The organism is Paenibacillus sp. NFR01, from assembly GCF_900111565.1.
Taxonomy (GTDB): domain Bacteria; phylum Bacillota; class Bacilli; order Paenibacillales; family Paenibacillaceae; genus Paenibacillus_AQ.
This window is the reverse complement of the sequence record NZ_FOIK01000010.1, coordinates 16,384-32,182: the sequence shown is the minus strand read 5'-3', so window position 1 is coordinate 32,182 and position 15,799 is coordinate 16,384. Positions and strand designations below refer to the sequence as shown.

Sequence of the window (15,799 nt, the reverse complement as noted above, 5' to 3'; positions counted from 1 at the left end):
CCAGATATTACGATAAATCGCTGGGATTATCCTTTCCCATAAAGACAGTAGTTGGACCATACTACCTAAGAAAGCGGGGCAACTTGTGAAATGAAAGCTACTGGAATTGTACGCCGTATCGACGATCTTGGCCGGGTGGTAATACCGAAGGAAATCCGGCGCACGCTGCGCATCCGTGAAGGCGATCCCCTGGAAATTTTCGTCGACCGCGACGGTGAAGTCATACTTAAGAAATATTCGCCGATCGGCGAGCTGGGCGACTTTGCCAAAGAATACGCCGAGTCGCTATATGAGAGCACGGGGCATATCGCCATGATTACGGACCGCGACACCTTTATCGCCTTAGCCGGAGGTTCAAAAAAGGATTATTTAGAAAAACCGGTCGGCCTGCTGCTGGAACGGGTGATGGAGAATCGTAAAACGGTGCTTGAAACCAACAACGGCAGCTACGACATCGGGAAGGAGCATGCCGAAACTTTATCCAGTTATGTAGCCGCTCCCATTATTTCGGGAGGCGATCCGATCGGCTGTGTGGTATTGCTGAACAAAGACGATTCGGTTAAAATGTCTCAGCTCGAGATAAAGATGGCAGAGACGGCCTCCGCGTTCCTCGGCAAGCAAATGGAGCAGTAACCGGTATTGGCACTACAGGCCCCGCTTTCCTTTTGGTATGATAGACAAAGGGAAGGCGGGGTTTTTGTCTTTTGCCTCCCGCACGTGATAATATAGAAATTCATTCCGGGTGGAGATCAGGGCAGGAGAAGTTTATTGCGTATGAAAAAAAGTTCGCAGGGCTCCAAATTGCTTGAAGGCGCATTTATACTCAGCGCGGCAGCGATTTTAACCAAGCTGATCGGAACGCTGCAGAAGATTCCGCTGCAAAACATGGGCGGAGATGCTGCGTTCGGCATTTATAACACCGTATACCCGCTCTACAATATGCTGGCTACCGTTGCCATGCTGGGCCTGCCGGCGGCGATTTCCAAATTCGTCGCTGAGGCATCGGCGGGCAGGAATGCCGCGGAAGGCCGCAAGGTGCTGCGAATATCCGCGTTAACGACGTTGCTCAGCGGTCTGCTGCTGGCTTGCGCCGTTTACGCCGGCGCTCCGCTTCTGGCAAAGTGGATTGGAAATTCCCATGTTACGGCCGCGCTGCGGAGCAGTGCCTGGGCGCTAGCCGTCGTTCCGCTGATGGCTGCGCTCCGGGGGTATTTTCAGGGGCTGCACAACATGGTGCCCACCGCGGTCTCGCAGGTGGTGGAACAGACGGTGCGGGTCGGCGTCATGATTGCGCTGCTGCTCTACCTGACCCGGGAAGGCGCCGATGCGGCCAGCATTGCCGCCGGCGCGCTGCTCGGGTCGGCGGCCGGCGGCGCGGCCGGACTGCTCGTGGTGCTGCTCTATCTGCGCCGGCACCGGCAGGGGCGGGAGCCGGATGCCGAGCAGCAACCCGGCACGGCCGCCGAGGAAGCGGCCGCGCTGGAGCTGCCGGCAACCTTGCCTGCGGCGGGTGGCCGAAGTGCTCCCGGCAGCCGGCTGCGCCGCCTGCTCGGCTATAGCCTGCCGGTGATGCTCGGCCTCCTGGCAACGCCTCTGATCGGGCTGGTGGATGTCTTCACCGTGCCCCGTCTGCTCGCCTCCGGCCAGAGTGATGCGGCTGCGATGGTCCAGTTCGGCATCTACAACCGCGGTTTGCCGCTCGTCCAGCTCGTGACGATGCTGGCGACCTCCCTGTCGGTTGTCTTTATTCCGGCGCTGGCCGACGCCAACTATCGCGGCGACCGGCTGCTGATCGAGAAGCGCTGCAGCCTGTCGCTGCGCTGGTTCTGGCTGCTCGGCCTGGCCGCGTCCGTCGGCCTAGCCGTTCTTGCAGTGCCGGTCAATACGGCACTGTACGGGGACGCCGCGGGCAGCGGGGCGATGGCCTGGCTGGCGTTCACCGCCGCGGGCGGTACCGTCAGCATCATCTCCGCCGCGCTGCTGCAGGGGCTGGGCATCGTGCGCGCCCCGGCCCTGCATTTGCTCGCCGCCGCGCTGCTCAAGGCGGCGCTCAACCTGCTGCTGATTCCGCAGCAGGGCATTGCCGGCGCGGCCATCGCCAGCGTGGCCGCGAACGGCGCAGCGGCAGCGCTGAACGTGCTGCTGCTGCGCCGCCGGGGTTATCTGCGGCTGCGCTTCGCAGACGCTGCCGTGCGGCCCGCGGCGCTGCTCGCGGGCCTGGCCGCTGCGGCCGCCGCCGTCAGCTACGGCGCCTCGGCCGCGGCGGAGGCGGCGGGCCTTGGCGGCTCCCGCACCGCGGCCCTGGCGCAGAGCGTGCTCGGCGTGCTGGCCGGCTGCGCCGCCTTCGCCGTAGGCGCGGTCGCCCTGCGGCTGCTCCGCGAGGAGGAACTCCGCCAGCTTCCGGGCTTCGGCCCGCGGCTGGCGGACAAGCTAAAGCGGCTGCGCTTATTCCCTTAAAGGAGGCGCAGCGCTTGCGGCATCGTGACTTCGTCAGCGCCATATATGGCGTTACATATCCGGCGGTCCGGTTTCCTGCGGGGAACGGCTGCCCCCAAGGAGTGAATAGCAATGAGCGCAAATCTGACCGTCGTCGGCCTGGGCTCGGGCAATCCCGACCGGCTGACCCTCGGCATTATCAAAAAGCTGAAATCGGCGACCGCCGTCTATCTGCGGACGGACAAACATCCAGTCGTCGGGCTGCTGGCGGAAATGGAACTGAAATGGCACACATTCGACGCCCTGTACGAATCGCTGGATTCTTTCCCGGAGGTGTACGCGGCAATTACGAACCGGCTGGTGGACGAGGCGCTGAAGGCACCGGAAGGTACGGAGATCGTGTATGCCGTTCCGGGGCATCCGATGGTGGCCGAGTCGGCCGTATCCCAATTGCGCTCGCGCTGCGCGGAAGTCGGGATTAACCTCGACATTCTCGGCGGCGAAAGCTTCCTAGACGAGGCTTTCGTGCGTCTCGGCTTTGATCCGATCGAAGGGTTTCAACTGCTCGATGCCTCCGGGATCCGCAGTCATCAGCTTCAGCCGGAGCTGCACACCCTGATCGGTCAGGTGTACGACAGCTTTACGGCTTCGGAGACGAAGCTATGCCTGATGGAGCTGTATCCCCCGGAATACGAGGTCGTGGTCGGACATGCCCTCGGCGTGGAAGGCGAAGAGAAGATCGAGCGGGTTCCGCTGTATGAGCTGGACCGTTTGGAGGGCTACGGCAATCTGTCGCTGGTGTACGTACCGGCTAATGCGTCGGGCGATGTCCGGGGGCGTACGTTCGCCCGCCTGCATGAAATCGTCGGCATTCTGCGCAGTCCCGAAGGCTGCCCGTGGGACCGGGAGCAGACGCACGACTCGCTGCGCAAAAACTTGATCGAAGAAACCTACGAGGTACTTGAAACAATCGATGAGGACGATCCGGACCATATGAAGGAGGAACTGGGCGATCTGCTGCTGCAGATCATGCTGCATTCGCAAATGGAGGAAGAGATTGGCACCTTCAACGTATTCGATGTCATTGAAACGCTGAACGACAAGCTGATCTTCCGGCATCCGCATGTGTTCGGCGACAAGGACGCCCGCGACGCGGAAGCGGCGCTGCAGAACTGGGAAGGCATGAAAGCCGAAGAGAAGCGGCGAAAAGGCATCCAGCCGGAGGCGGAATCCGCGCTCAGCGGCGTTCCCCGCGATCTCCCGGCGCTCATGAAGGCGTACAAGCTGCAGAAGAAAGCATCGAAGGTCGGCTTCGACTGGGGGAATGCGGCCGATTGCCTCGTCAAGGTCCGCGAGGAGGTCGAAGAGCTGTCACAGGCGGTGGAAGCCGGCCTGCCTGCCGAAGAGCAAATGCTGGAGCTCGGCGACCTGCTGTTCGCAGCCACCAATGTTGCCCGGTTTATCGGCGCCGACCCGGAGGAAGCCCTGACCCGCACCAACCGTAAGTTCGTTTCCCGGTTCCAGTACATTGAGCGCCGGCTGGCGGAGCGGGGAAGCCGCCCGGGCGACAGCACGCTCGAGCAAATGGAGGAGCTCTGGCAGGAAGCCAAAGCCGAGGAGCGCAAAGGCTGAACCGTCTTCTGATCCGGGGCCGTCATGCCCGGTATATCCGGCTTACGATGCGGCAATGCTGGGAATGGAGAAGCATTTTCTAGCACCAATGTCCCGTTTTTCAAAAAAATCCGGTCCATTCAGCAGGAATTCAAAGCAGTATCCAGAATATCATAAAGACGAAATGACAAATTGCGGCAGATTATGCGGCAAAGCTTCATTTCATTTATTTTTTCGTACCCTGGGAGGAACTTAAACAATGAACAAGACAGATCTGGTCAACAACATTTCCGAAAAAAGCGGATTGGCAAAAAAAGACGTTGAAGCCGTAATCAACGGCGTATTGAGCGAAATTACCGATGCACTGGCCGGCGGAGACAAAGTTCAGCTGATCGGCTTCGGCACTTTCGAAACCCGCAAACGTTCCGGCCGCACCGGCCGCAACCCGCAATCGGGCACACCTATCGAAATTCCTGAATCCACTGTACCTGCCTTCAAGGCGGGCAACAAGCTTAAAGAAGCCGTCAACTAATGCGTGTTGATAAATTTTTGAAAGTCTCCCGTTTGATCAAACGCCGTACGGTGGCCAAGGACGTGTCCGACCAAGGCCGGGTGCTGATCAACGGGCGGGAAGCCAAGCCCAGCAGCACCGTGAAGCTCGGCGACGAGATCACCGTGCAGTTCGGTCAGAAGCTGGTGACGGTCAAAGTCGAAAAACTGGTCGAAACGACCCGCAAAGACGAAGCCGCCGGCATGTATTCGCTGGTCCGGGAGGAGCCGGTTGCGAAGAGCAACGGGCTCGACTGGTAGAAGCAGGGCTGGGTTCGCGGAAAAAGCGTCTCTTTACATTACGTAAAGGGGCGCTTTTTTTGTTCTATAATCTCTCCTCGGGCCATAGATTAGTACCAAATAAGGAGGGGTACATGCCATGATTGAGCCAGCCAAAACCAACAAGCAGCATGATCTGCACATGCGCAGCCGCAAGCAACTGGAGCTGACCGGCGTACAAAATGTGGAGAGCTTCGACAGCGAGGAGTTCCTGCTGCGGACCGAGCTCGGCCACCTGACGATTCGCGGAAACCATTTACATATCAAAAACCTCAGCCTGGAGAACGGACTGCTCTCTTTGGAAGGAAACATCCAGTCGCTGGTTTATCTCGATCCCGGGGCGCAGGGCAAAAACAAAGGTTTTCTCGGCAAGCTGTTTAAATGAACCCGGCCATCCAATGGGTCACGCTGTTCTACATGCTCTTATCCGGCGCCGCTATGGGACTGGCCTATGACAGCTACCGGGTGCTGTCACTCAAGCTGACATTCCCAAGGTGGCTGAACGCGCTGCTCGACTTGTTCTACTGGCTGCTTGCCGCGCTGTTCGTGTTTCGCATGATGTATGCCGGAAATCAGGGAGAGCTGCGGTTTTATGTCTTCGTAGGATTGTTTCTAGGCATATGGGTCTATTTTTTGATCTTCAGTGTTACGGTGAAGCGTTTTGTGGTAATGTTAATTCTATCGGTACAGTATACTTTCCGGCTGCTGTGGAGAATCATCAAGACGGTGATCGGCGGGCCGCTCCGCGGGCTGTGGCGTTTGCTTCGGGGAACGCTGGTGCTTACGGGCCGCATCCTGCTGTTTATCCTCAAGGTTCTGAAAGTTATGACCAAGCCGATCTGGGTGCTTCCGGTCAGGTGGATCTCTCCGCACTGGTCCCGGCTTTACCACAGCGCCTGGGTGAAGAAACTGTCCGAGCGGATTGCCGCTTGGCGACAACGTTGATCGAAAACTGGAGGTACAAGCTGCATGAACAGATTTTCTGCGGAAGAGAAAAGCGGGAGCGGCAAGACGGCTTCAGCTCAGGGCGCCAAGAGAAGAAGATTGATATGGGTTCTCGCCGTAGGCGTGTTTTTCGGCTGGGCGGGGTATATCTTCTTTGCCCAAAGCGCCGCCATCGCGGAGAAGAGTGAGCAGCTTGCGCAGAAGCAGGCGAGCAGCGACAATGTGACCAATTCACTTAACCAATTGAAATATGATGTGTCCCGGCTGGAGGACGACGAGTATGTCGGCCAGCTGGCGCGCAAAAACTATAATATGTATCCCCGAGGGGAAAAGCCGATCCGTACGGACGATACAGAGCAATAAGCCCAAGGGAAAAGGGCTTTCGCTCTGTTGCCTTGCCTTGTTCTTTACTGTATAATCAAATCACCGCAGACCGGGTAGCAACTATTCGGCTGTATATTTTTAAGGGAGGATCATTTTATTCTATGGCAATTGAAGTGGGCACCAAGTTAGAAGGCAAGGTGACAGGCATCACGCATTTCGGAGCATTTGTGGATCTGTCAGGAGGTGTCACAGGGCTCGTTCACATTTCGGAAATCGCTGATAACTACGTCAAGGATGTTAACGATCATTTGAAGATTGGTGATGTAGTAACCGTCAAGGTGATCAATGTCGACAAGGACGGTAAGATCGGGCTTTCCATTAAGCAAGCCGTCGACAAGCCGGCATCGGAAGTACGTCCTCCAAGAGCTCCAAGACCGGATCGTCCAAGCGGCGGTGACCGTTTTGGTGGAGGTAGCGGCGGCGGTGGTGGCGGTGGATTTAACCGTGAACGGGGAGGGCGTCCATTCAAGCCTGCAGCCGGTAAACCTTCATTCGAGGATAAAATGTCACGCTTCCTGAAAGACAGCGAAGAACGGATGTCTTCGATCAAGAAGAACACAGAAGGAAAACGCGGCGGTCGCGGAGCGAAGCGCGTTTAATTCCATAGTTGTTGCAATAACCGCAGGGCTTCCAGCCTCTGCGGTTTTTTTGTCGCCACGATAATAAATTGCCGACAGCATCTTTGCCAATAATGCACCACTCCGGGGCAATCGCTGGCGAATCGGCTTCCCCCCGGCGGCGAATGTCGGAGGATTGCCGGTGCGGGCAAGCGGCCAAACCGGGGCCGGGCAAGGGATAAGCATACTTTTCGGCCGATTGTCGGCGTTGGCTTTTTTGTCGGAAATTTCTTTGGACGCGCCCTGATGTTCTGACAAACTTTCCAAAGACCCCCGCTATATAATGGGAACCAATAAAATTCCTAGACGGGTGGTGCGGATTGAAGATGAGTAAAAGCAGTGTGGTGAATTTGCCGGAGTGGGTTAAAGCGGACCGCGAAGAGGTTTCGGAAAAAGAGGGCTGGGGCGCGCGGCTTGCCGCTTGGTGCCTGAGACAGCCACTGCTTCAGCAGATCGTCCTGAAACGATGGACGCTGCTGCTCACGCTGATGGGTTTTCTACTTGGCCGCGCCATGATTTTGGACGAGCTGACGCCGTTCGCCGCCGCCTATTTTGCCGTCATTCTCTTTATGCGCAAGGATTCGGTCCTTCCGGTGGCGGCCTCACTGATTGCCGGCAGTTTGTTCACGCCGTTCCCCGGTGCCGTCGCCGTGGCCGCGGAGCTTGCGGTCTTCTCCCTGATCTACCGCGGGCTGGTGACCTTCGAGCGGGTAGAATTGTCTTATGCGCCGCTTATGGTCTTTGTGTCATCCTTTCTGGTTGGGTTATTCCGGGTCGTCATCGGCCCTTCGCTTGACTGGTTGCCGCTTCTGATGACCGCCCTGGATGCATTGCTTGGGTTTGTATTGACGCTGGTATTTCTGCAGGCGCTTCCGCTGTTTATCTATAAGCAAAAAACAAGGCTGCTGCGCAACGACGAGGTGCTCTGCCTGATGATTCTGCTGGCCTCCGTCATGACCGGCCTGGTCGGCTGGTCCGTGGGCGGGCTGTCGCCGGAGCATATTCTTTCGCGCTTTCTGATTTTACTCTTCGCCATGGCCGGCGGTGCCCCGCTCGGTGCGGCGGTCGGCGTCGTCACCGGGCTGATTCTCAGCCTGGCGGATATCGGTGCGATTTATCAGATGAGCCTGCTGGCCTTTTCCGGCATGCTGGCGGGGATGATGCAGTCCGGGCGTAAAGGCGCCGTATCCATCGGCATGCTTCTCGGATCGACCATTCTTTCCGTTTATTTTCTCGGTCCGGGCGATGTCATGGCGTCCACCTGGGAGACCTGCGCCGCGGTGCTGTTGTTTCTTCTTACACCAAAGGGAATCATTTCTTCCATTGCCAAATATGTGCCGGGAACTGCGGATCACAGCCGCTCCCAACATGAATATGCCCGCAGGGTCCGGGATATTACTGCCGAACGGGTGACCCAGTTCTCGCAGGTGTTCCAACAGCTCTCCAGCAGCTTTAACCAGATTCCCCGTTCGGGCGATGTCGGCAAAAGCGACAAGGAAATGGGCGATTTCATGAGTGCGGTGACAGACACCGTCTGCGCCGGCTGCATCCGGCGCAGCCATTGCTGGGATGCGAAATTCTATCAAACGTACAAGTATATGACCGATATGATGTCTGCCGTAGAGGACAAGCCGGAGATTGAAGCGGCGGCGCTGCCGCCGGAATACAGCCGGCTCTGCGGCAAAACGGCGGAAGTGCTTGGCGTCATGAAGGGCCAGTACGAAATGTACCAGCATGATCTGCGCTGGAAAAAACAGATTTACGACAGCCGCCAATTCGTCGCCGAGCAGCTTTCCGGCGTTTCGCAGGTCATGGAGGACCTGGCGCGCGAGATCAAACGCGAAGGACAAGCCATGTACCGCCAGGAAGGGCAAATCCGCGAGGCACTGGAGAAGCTCGGGCTGTCCATCCACAGCATCGAAATCGTGACCCTCGATCCCGGGAAGATCGAGATTGAAGTGGTGCATGCGTATACGCGCGGCTTTGACGAATGCCGCAAGATCATTGCGCCGCTCTTGTCCGATATTCTGGAGGAGAATATCGCCGTCATCAGCGAGACGGCCATGGCACGCCGCGACGGCCTGTCGATGGTCACCTTCGGCTCGGCCAAAGCGTTTGAAGTGTCGACCGGCGTATCGTCGGCGGCCAAAGGCGGCGATGTCCTCTCCGGCGATAGCTTCAGCACAAAGGAGCTGGGCAACGGAACGTTCGCCGTTGCGGTCAGCGACGGCATGGGGAACGGCGAACGCGCGCGGATGGAGAGCAGCGCCGCGTTGTCGATGCTGGAGAAGCTGCTGCAGTCGGGAATGGATGAGAAATTGGCGGTGAAATCCGTCAATTCCATTCTGCTGCTGCGTTCCCCGGATGAATTTTACGCGACGGTCGACATGGCGCTGATTGACCAGTATTCGGCGCAGACGACATTTATGAAAATCGCTTCCGCGCCGAGTTTTATCCGCCGGGGCAGTGAAGTGATTCCGGTAACGGCCAGCAATTTGCCGATTGGCATCATTCAGGATATCGATGTGGAGCTGATTACCCTCCAGCTGCATGCAGGGGATATTCTCTTTATGATGACGGATGGTATTTACGATGCGCCTGGATATGCCGTTAATAAAGAAATATGGATGAAACGGCTCATTCAGGAGCTGGAGGGCAGCGATCCCCAGGAAATGGCCGATGAGTTACTGGAGAAGGTCATCCGCTATCAGGGACAGGCTATCCATGACGATATGACGATCGTCGTTAGCCGGGTGGATCATTATCATCCGGAGTGGTCGAGCCTGCATATGCCCGGGATCGGCAGGATGGAGCGTCCGCGTACTGTCAGCTAATCTATCATTTGCGGGCAGCGGGTTTAGAATCTCTCAACCTTGGATATGCTAGAAACAGATACCAAGGACAAGGGAGTGGACGTAAAGATGAAGCAAATTTTGCTCATTACGGACGGATGTTCCAACGTGGGGGATAGCCCGGTGATGGCAGCTGCGCATGCGCGGCAGGAAGGCATTACCGTCAATGTCGTCGGTGTGGTCGATTACGGCACCATCGGGGAGCTCGGGAGCCGGGAGATCGCCGAGATTGCCAGAGCCGGCGGGGGAATTAGCCGGATTGTCGGGACGCCTCAGCTGACGCAGACAATCCAGATGATGACCCGCAAAACCGTGGTTCAGACGATTCAGCAGGCGGTTAATAAAGAGGTAAAAAAAATTCTCGGCGAAGGCTCGCTGGAAGAGCTGCCGCCGCAGAAACGGGCGCAGATCGTAACGGTCGTCGACGAACTGACCGAAACCTCTCCGCTTCAGATTGCCCTTTTGATCGACGCTAGCGCAAGCATGAAGCCGAAGCTCGGGGTAGTAGAGGACGCTATCCGCGATCTGGCGCTAAGCTTGGAATCGCGGGAAGGCAAAAGCGAGATTGCCGTTTTTCATTTCCCGGGCCGTTCGGACAGCGAAGCGGCCATGCTCGATCTGGACTGGACGGGCAACGTTTCGGAGGTCCGCACGCTGTTTTCCAAGCTGAAAATGAGGGGCGCTACGCCCACCGGGCCGGCGATATTCAAGGTGCTTGAACATTATCGATATGTTACACTGGATGGACAAAGCGAGCTGCAGTCTTTGAACCGCCGCGAGGAACGAGAAGGGAAGATTGGTGGATATGTCGTCTAGCCCGCTCTATCCGGCAGGCACCGTAATTACCGGCAAATGGCGGGGCAACCGTTATGTTGTGCAGCGGCTGCTGGGCAAGGGAGCGAATGGAACCGTATATCTGGTGCAGCGCGAGGGCCGCAAGGAGCGGTATGCCCTGAAGATGGGCAACGACACGCTCGAACTTCAATCCGAGATCAATATGTTGACCTCCTTGCAATCTACTTTGAAACAAGCCGAGCACCGTTCCCGGCGGGAATCGCCGCTGTCGATGTTTTTGCTGGAGTCGGACGATAGCCGGGATGGCGGCAATCTGCCTTTTTATGTGATGCGGTATGTGGAAGGACGGCCGCTGCATCTTTTTTTGGCGAAGAATGGTTCCGCCTGGCTCGGCCTTGTCGGCCTGCGGCTGCTGGAGAAGTTGCGTAAGCTGCATGAATCCGGCTTTGTCTTCGGCGACCTTAAGCCTGAGAACGTGCTCGTTTCCGACTACGGCGAAGCCGAGTTGATCGATTATGGCGGCGCCAGCCTGATTGGCCGGAGCGTCAAGCAGTTCACCGAATGGCATGACCGGGGGTTCTGGAATGCCGGGAGCCGAACGGGAGACGAGGGCTACGATTTATTTTCGTTCGCGGTTTTATGCCTCCGTCTGATGAATGAGGATGGCCTGAAGGCTGCCGCCAAGCAGCTGCCGCAAACGAGAAGCGTGGAGGAATTGCTGAGACTGGCGCGCTTGGTACCGGACAAGAAGCTGTCTTCTTGGCTGTGCATAGCTTTAAAAGGTGCATTTTCCGGTTCATCGCAAGCACTTGCCGCCTGGCGGAGCCATGTGTATCTCCCCCGCAAATCCGGCAAAGAAACCATGGCCACGCCGCGCTGGCTGAAGAGCGCCTTTGCTTTTTCTTTGTTTCTGCTGGTCTTCACTCTTTACATTGTTTTACGCAATTAATCCATATATAGTCCGAGGAGCCTCCGATGGAGCCATTGAAAGAACTTATGGAATCGGTGCTTGCAGTTGCCGCCGAGCATGAGCTGTGGGCACCTCATGACACCTTGATAGTCGCAGTTTCCGGAGGGCCGGATTCTGTGGCTCTTTTGCATGTTCTGCATCAAATCTCCGTTACGCGGATGCCCCTGACCCTGGTATGCGCTCATGTGAACCACGGCTTCCGCGAGGAGTCGCGTGAAGAGGCGGAGCTTGTCCGGGCCATGGCTGCAGGTCTCGATCTGCCGTTTGAGCTCGCGGAATTCGATATTCCGGCGTACGCCAAGAGCAGCGGGCTTGGGCCCGAAGCCGCGGCGCGGGAGAAACGCTACGCCTTTCTCATTGAAACGGCGCATCGCTATGGCGCGCGCGGCGTGGCGCTGGCCCATCATGCCGACGATCAAGCCGAGACGGTGCTGCTTCGCCTACTGCGGGGAAGCGGACCATCCGGTCTTGCCGGAATGCGTTGGAAGCGGACCGAAAAAAAGGTGGAACTCATCCGGCCGTTCCTGCGTATTAACAAAACAGCGCTTGTTTCGCTCTGCGCGAGCGAAGGCCTTGCCTATGCGGTGGATGCAAGCAATCTGCAAACGCATTATAAGCGCAACGCCGTCCGGCTGGAACTGTTGCCCGAGCTGGAGAAACATCATCCGAACATCCGCCAATCGCTGCTTCAACTGGCCGAAATTACCGGCGCGGAAGATGAATTTATGGAGGAGGCAACAGCCAAATACTATGAAGAGATTGTTTTTCGCAAGAATGGACAATCCGCCTTGGAGCGCCGCGCCTTCGCGGCGATGCCGTCCGCTTTACAACGGCGTTTGATTAAACTAATATTAAATTATCTGTCGGCGGATACCGTTGCACTGGATTTTCCGAAGATTGAGGCGGTTCGCCGGGGAACGCTGCAGCATGAACCGACGACCTGGAGCCTGGATCTCGGCGGCGGCATCGTTTGCAGGCGGGAGTACGACACGATCCGGTTCTCGTCTAAGCCTTCCGAACGGCAGGCAAGCTATACATATCGGCTGACTTGGCCGGACTCCCGGCTGCATATTGCGGAGATCGGCAAAGTATTGACGATGGAGATACTGAACAAGGAAGATTTGCGCGTACAGGGGGAAGATAACGGGAAAATGACCGCATGGTTTGACCGCGATGCGCTGGTCATGCCGCTGACTGTCCGTTCCCGGTTGCCTGGAGATACCATTAAGGTTATGGGATTAAACGGAAGCAAAAAGGTAAAAGATATTTACATTGACGATAAGATACCTTCTTCGAAGCGTGCCGCGATTCCGCTGGTTTGCGATGGTCTGGGCAATATTGTCTGGATTCCGGGCGTCAGACGCTCGGCGCATGCCGTTGTCGGGCGGCACACGGCCTCGGTTCTTTTTTTATCTCTGGAGGAAGAAGTATAAGAAGCGCGAAGGGGCGTAATGGTCGAAGTAAGTCTTTCATAGTATATCTTAGGAGGTTCGCAAGTTGCAGAACGATATTCAAGAAATCTTGATCAGCGAAGAGGAAATCCAACAAAGAATCAGGGAGCTTGGCGCAGTGCTGAGCAAGGAATATGAAGGCCGGCTGCCTCTGGTCATCTGTGTGCTTAAGGGTGCGTTTATTTTTATGGCGGATCTGGTTAAAGCTATTACAGTACCGGTGGAAATGGACTTTATGGCGGTGTCCAGCTACGGGGCGTCGACCAAGTCTTCCGGAGTCGTAAAAATCATTAAGGACCTGGATACCTCCGTCGAAGGACGGGATGTTCTTATTGTAGAGGACATTATCGACAGCGGTCTGACCCTCAGCTATCTCATTGAAATGCTGCAGGGCCGCAACGCAGCTTCCGTCACGGTGGTGACGCTGTTCGATAAGCCGTCGGGCCGCACGGTCAGCCTTGAGGCCGCTTATACCGGTTTTGTTATCCCGGACGCGTTCGTAGTGGGTTATGGACTCGATTATGCAGAGCAATATCGGAACCTCCCTTACGTGGGTGTACTGAAGCCTGAAGTTTATTCCAAATAAGTTAATCGACAGCCTTAGATCCACGGATCACATTCCGGGCTTTCCCCTGAATTTGAGGACCCCCGGCAGGCTATGGTACAATAACTTGAGCGTTGTGAGAGGAGGTAGGGGATGAATCGGTTCATCCGGAATTCTGGTTTTTATTTGATTTTATTTTTAGTCGTGGTGGGCATTGTCCAATTTGTCAGCAATGGCAATGAATCCGCCGATTTCCCTAGATACGATGAGTTTAGACAGGAGCTCAAGAGCGACAATGTGAAGAGCATGACGGTCCAGTTTGAAGGCAACGCCTTCCTGGTTACCGGCGAGTATAGAAACAAGCCGGCCGACACCAAGTCGAGCAACTTCTCCACATACGTTCCTCCAACCGACCAAGCCCTCAATGAACTTATAGCTGCAAGTGATGCCAACGGGGTCGAACTCGTTCAGAAGAAAATGGAAGGCGACAGCATTTGGCTGACATTCCTTTCTTCCATCATTCCGCTGGTGATTATGTTCATCCTGTTCTTCTTCCTGTTCAATCAGGCACAGGGCGGCGGCGGCAAAGTCATGAACTTCGGCAAAAGCAAAGCCCGCCTATATAATGAAGAGAAGAAGAAAGTTACCTTTGAAGACGTGGCAGGTGCCGATGAAGAGAAGCAGGAACTCGTCGAAGTGGTCGAATTCCTCAAGGATCCTCGCAAATTTGCCGCGGTAGGCGCCCGTATTCCGAAAGGTGTGCTCCTTGTGGGTCCTCCAGGGACCGGTAAAACGCTCCTGGCCCGTGCAGTCGCAGGGGAAGCCGGCGTTCCGTTCTTCAGTATTTCCGGTTCCGACTTTGTGGAAATGTTCGTCGGGGTCGGCGCATCCCGCGTCCGCGACTTGTTCGAGAATGCCAAGAAGAACGCGCCATGTATCATCTTTATTGACGAAATCGACGCTGTCGGCCGTCAACGCGGCGCCGGACTCGGCGGCGGGCATGACGAACGCGAACAAACGCTGAACCAACTCCTCGTTGAGATGGACGGTTTCGGCGGCAACGAAGGCATCATCATCGTCGCGGCCACCAACCGCGCCGATATTCTCGATCCCGCTTTGCTTCGTCCGGGACGTTTCGACCGCCAAATCACGGTTGACCGCCCTGACGTGAAAGGCCGCGAAGCGGTGCTGAAGGTTCATTCCCGCAACAAACCGCTGACCAAAGACGTGAAGCTCGACGTTATCGCCAAACGCACCACTGGTTTTACCGGTGCGGATCTCGAGAACTTGCTGAACGAAGCAGCCTTGCTGGCAGCACGCCGTAACCGCAAGGATATCACGATGCGCGAAGTGGATGAAGCGATCGACCGCGTCATCGTCGGCACCGAGAAACGCAGCCGCATCATCAGCGACCGCGAGAAACGGATCGTGGCTTACCACGAAGCCGGCCACACCATCGTTGGTTATTTCCTCGAACATGCCGACATGGTCCATAAAGTTACCATTATCCCGCGCGGCCGCGCCGGCGGATATGTCATAATGCTTCCGAAGGAAGACCGCATGCTGGTGACCAAGCAGGAGCTGCTTGATAAAGTTACCGGACTGCTCGGCGGCCGTGTAGCCGAAGAGCTGTTCATCGGTGAAATCGGTACTGGCGCTTACAGTGACTTCCAGCAAGCGACGCGCATCGTGCGCAGCATGATCATGGAATACGGCATGAGCGACAAGCTCGGACCGATGCAGTTCGGTACGTCCCAAGGCCAAGTATTCTTGGGCCGCGATATCGGGCACGAACAGAACTACAGCGATTCCATCGCTTACGAGATCGACCAGGAAATGCAGAACTTTATCCGCAGCTGCTATGAACGTTGCCGTGAGTTGCTGACGAAGCACTCGAAGGAAATGCATCTCATCGCGCAAACGCTGCTGGTGAAAGAGACGCTCGAACTGGAACAGATCAAAGAACTGATCGAGCAAGGTTACCTCTCCGAAGACGGCAAACCGGCCGATGTAACGGAAGAGGCAACTGAAGCCGGCGAGCCGGTGATTGACAACATTGGAGATGTGCGTGTCCGCATCCAGGGCAAACCGGATGATAGCTCCTCCATCGTTGGCGATCTTACCAAAGAGCTTCCGAACAAGCCGGATACCGGAGAAGGAAACGACTCGGGCGAAGGCAACAAAGATGACGGAAAATTAAGTTAAGCTTACCAACGGCTTAACCTAAAGCCATAAACCTCCGGCGGACCTTCGGGTTCGCCGGATTTTTTGTGGGGTTATTTATGCCTGCGCCCGATATGGGAAGCACGTGATTCCTCCCCCGTTACATTGACAGGGGGTGGAACGTTGTGTACATTAGTGATTAA

15 protein-coding genes are annotated in these 15,799 nt (G+C 56.4%); all 15 read left to right on the top strand.

What is annotated here, in order from left to right; translation table 11 throughout:
* Positions 1-90 precede the first annotated feature (90 nt).
* Positions 91-633 (top strand): stage V sporulation protein T, encoded by a 543-nt coding sequence (spoVT, locus tag BMW84_RS23705; RefSeq protein ID WP_091072871.1) that lies wholly within the window; start codon positions 91-93, stop codon positions 631-633.
* A gap of 141 nt (positions 634-774) precedes the next feature.
* Positions 775-2,457: a polysaccharide biosynthesis protein gene (locus BMW84_RS23700; protein WP_091072870.1), complete on the top strand. Its 1,683-nt coding sequence runs from the start codon at positions 775-777 to the stop codon at positions 2,455-2,457.
* A gap of 111 nt (positions 2,458-2,568) precedes the next feature.
* Positions 2,569-4,068 (top strand): bifunctional methyltransferase/pyrophosphohydrolase YabN, encoded by a 1,500-nt coding sequence (gene mazG / locus BMW84_RS23695; protein ID WP_091072868.1) that lies wholly within the window; start codon positions 2,569-2,571, stop codon positions 4,066-4,068.
* A gap of 238 nt (positions 4,069-4,306) precedes the next feature.
* On the top strand, positions 4,307-4,579 hold the full coding sequence (locus BMW84_RS23690; protein ID WP_091072866.1) for an HU family DNA-binding protein: 273 nt from the start codon (positions 4,307-4,309) through the stop codon (positions 4,577-4,579).
* Positions 4,579-4,857 (top strand): RNA-binding S4 domain-containing protein, encoded by a 279-nt coding sequence (locus tag BMW84_RS23685; RefSeq protein WP_091072865.1) that lies wholly within the window; start codon positions 4,579-4,581, stop codon positions 4,855-4,857. Before BMW84_RS23690 ends, BMW84_RS23685 begins: the two co-directional genes overlap by 1 nt.
* Positions 4,858-4,975: 118 nt before the next feature.
* A complete protein-coding gene (yabP, locus tag BMW84_RS23680) occupies positions 4,976-5,260 on the top strand; it encodes a sporulation protein YabP (protein ID WP_091072863.1) in 285 nt (94 codons plus the stop codon).
* Positions 5,257-5,820 (top strand): spore cortex biosynthesis protein YabQ, encoded by a 564-nt coding sequence (yabQ, locus tag BMW84_RS23675; protein WP_091072861.1) that lies wholly within the window; start codon positions 5,257-5,259, stop codon positions 5,818-5,820. Before yabP ends, yabQ begins: the two co-directional genes overlap by 4 nt.
* A gap of 24 nt (positions 5,821-5,844) precedes the next feature.
* Positions 5,845-6,183, top strand: coding sequence for an FtsB family cell division protein (locus BMW84_RS23670; RefSeq protein ID WP_091072860.1), 339 nt, complete (start codon positions 5,845-5,847; stop codon positions 6,181-6,183).
* 122 nt (positions 6,184-6,305) lie between these two features.
* Positions 6,306-6,803 (top strand): S1 domain-containing RNA-binding protein, encoded by a 498-nt coding sequence (locus BMW84_RS23665; RefSeq protein ID WP_091072858.1) that lies wholly within the window; start codon positions 6,306-6,308, stop codon positions 6,801-6,803.
* A 344-nt stretch (positions 6,804-7,147) separates the two neighbouring features.
* On the top strand, positions 7,148-9,655 hold the full coding sequence (gene spoIIE / locus BMW84_RS23660) for a stage II sporulation protein E (RefSeq protein ID WP_091072856.1): 2,508 nt from the start codon (positions 7,148-7,150) through the stop codon (positions 9,653-9,655).
* Positions 9,656-9,742: 87 nt separating this feature from the next.
* Entirely contained in the window at positions 9,743-10,489 is a 747-nt protein-coding gene (locus BMW84_RS23655; RefSeq protein WP_091072855.1) for a vWA domain-containing protein, read from the top strand.
* Entirely contained in the window at positions 10,473-11,417 is a 945-nt protein-coding gene (locus BMW84_RS23650; protein ID WP_091072853.1) for a protein kinase domain-containing protein, read from the top strand. Before BMW84_RS23655 ends, BMW84_RS23650 begins: the two co-directional genes overlap by 17 nt.
* A 26-nt stretch (positions 11,418-11,443) precedes the next feature.
* Positions 11,444-12,871 carry a tRNA lysidine(34) synthetase TilS gene (tilS, locus tag BMW84_RS23645; RefSeq protein ID WP_091072852.1) on the top strand — a complete coding sequence of 476 codons (1,428 nt, stop codon included), beginning with the start codon at positions 11,444-11,446 and terminating at the stop codon, positions 12,869-12,871.
* A gap of 64 nt (positions 12,872-12,935) precedes the next feature.
* Positions 12,936-13,475, top strand: a complete 540-nt coding sequence (hpt, locus tag BMW84_RS23640; RefSeq protein WP_091072850.1) for a hypoxanthine phosphoribosyltransferase — start codon at positions 12,936-12,938, stop codon at positions 13,473-13,475.
* A 111-nt stretch (positions 13,476-13,586) separates the two neighbouring features.
* Positions 13,587-15,638, top strand: a complete 2,052-nt coding sequence (gene ftsH / locus BMW84_RS23635; protein ID WP_091072849.1) for an ATP-dependent zinc metalloprotease FtsH — start codon at positions 13,587-13,589, stop codon at positions 15,636-15,638.
* The last annotated feature ends 161 nt before the right edge of the window (positions 15,639-15,799 follow it).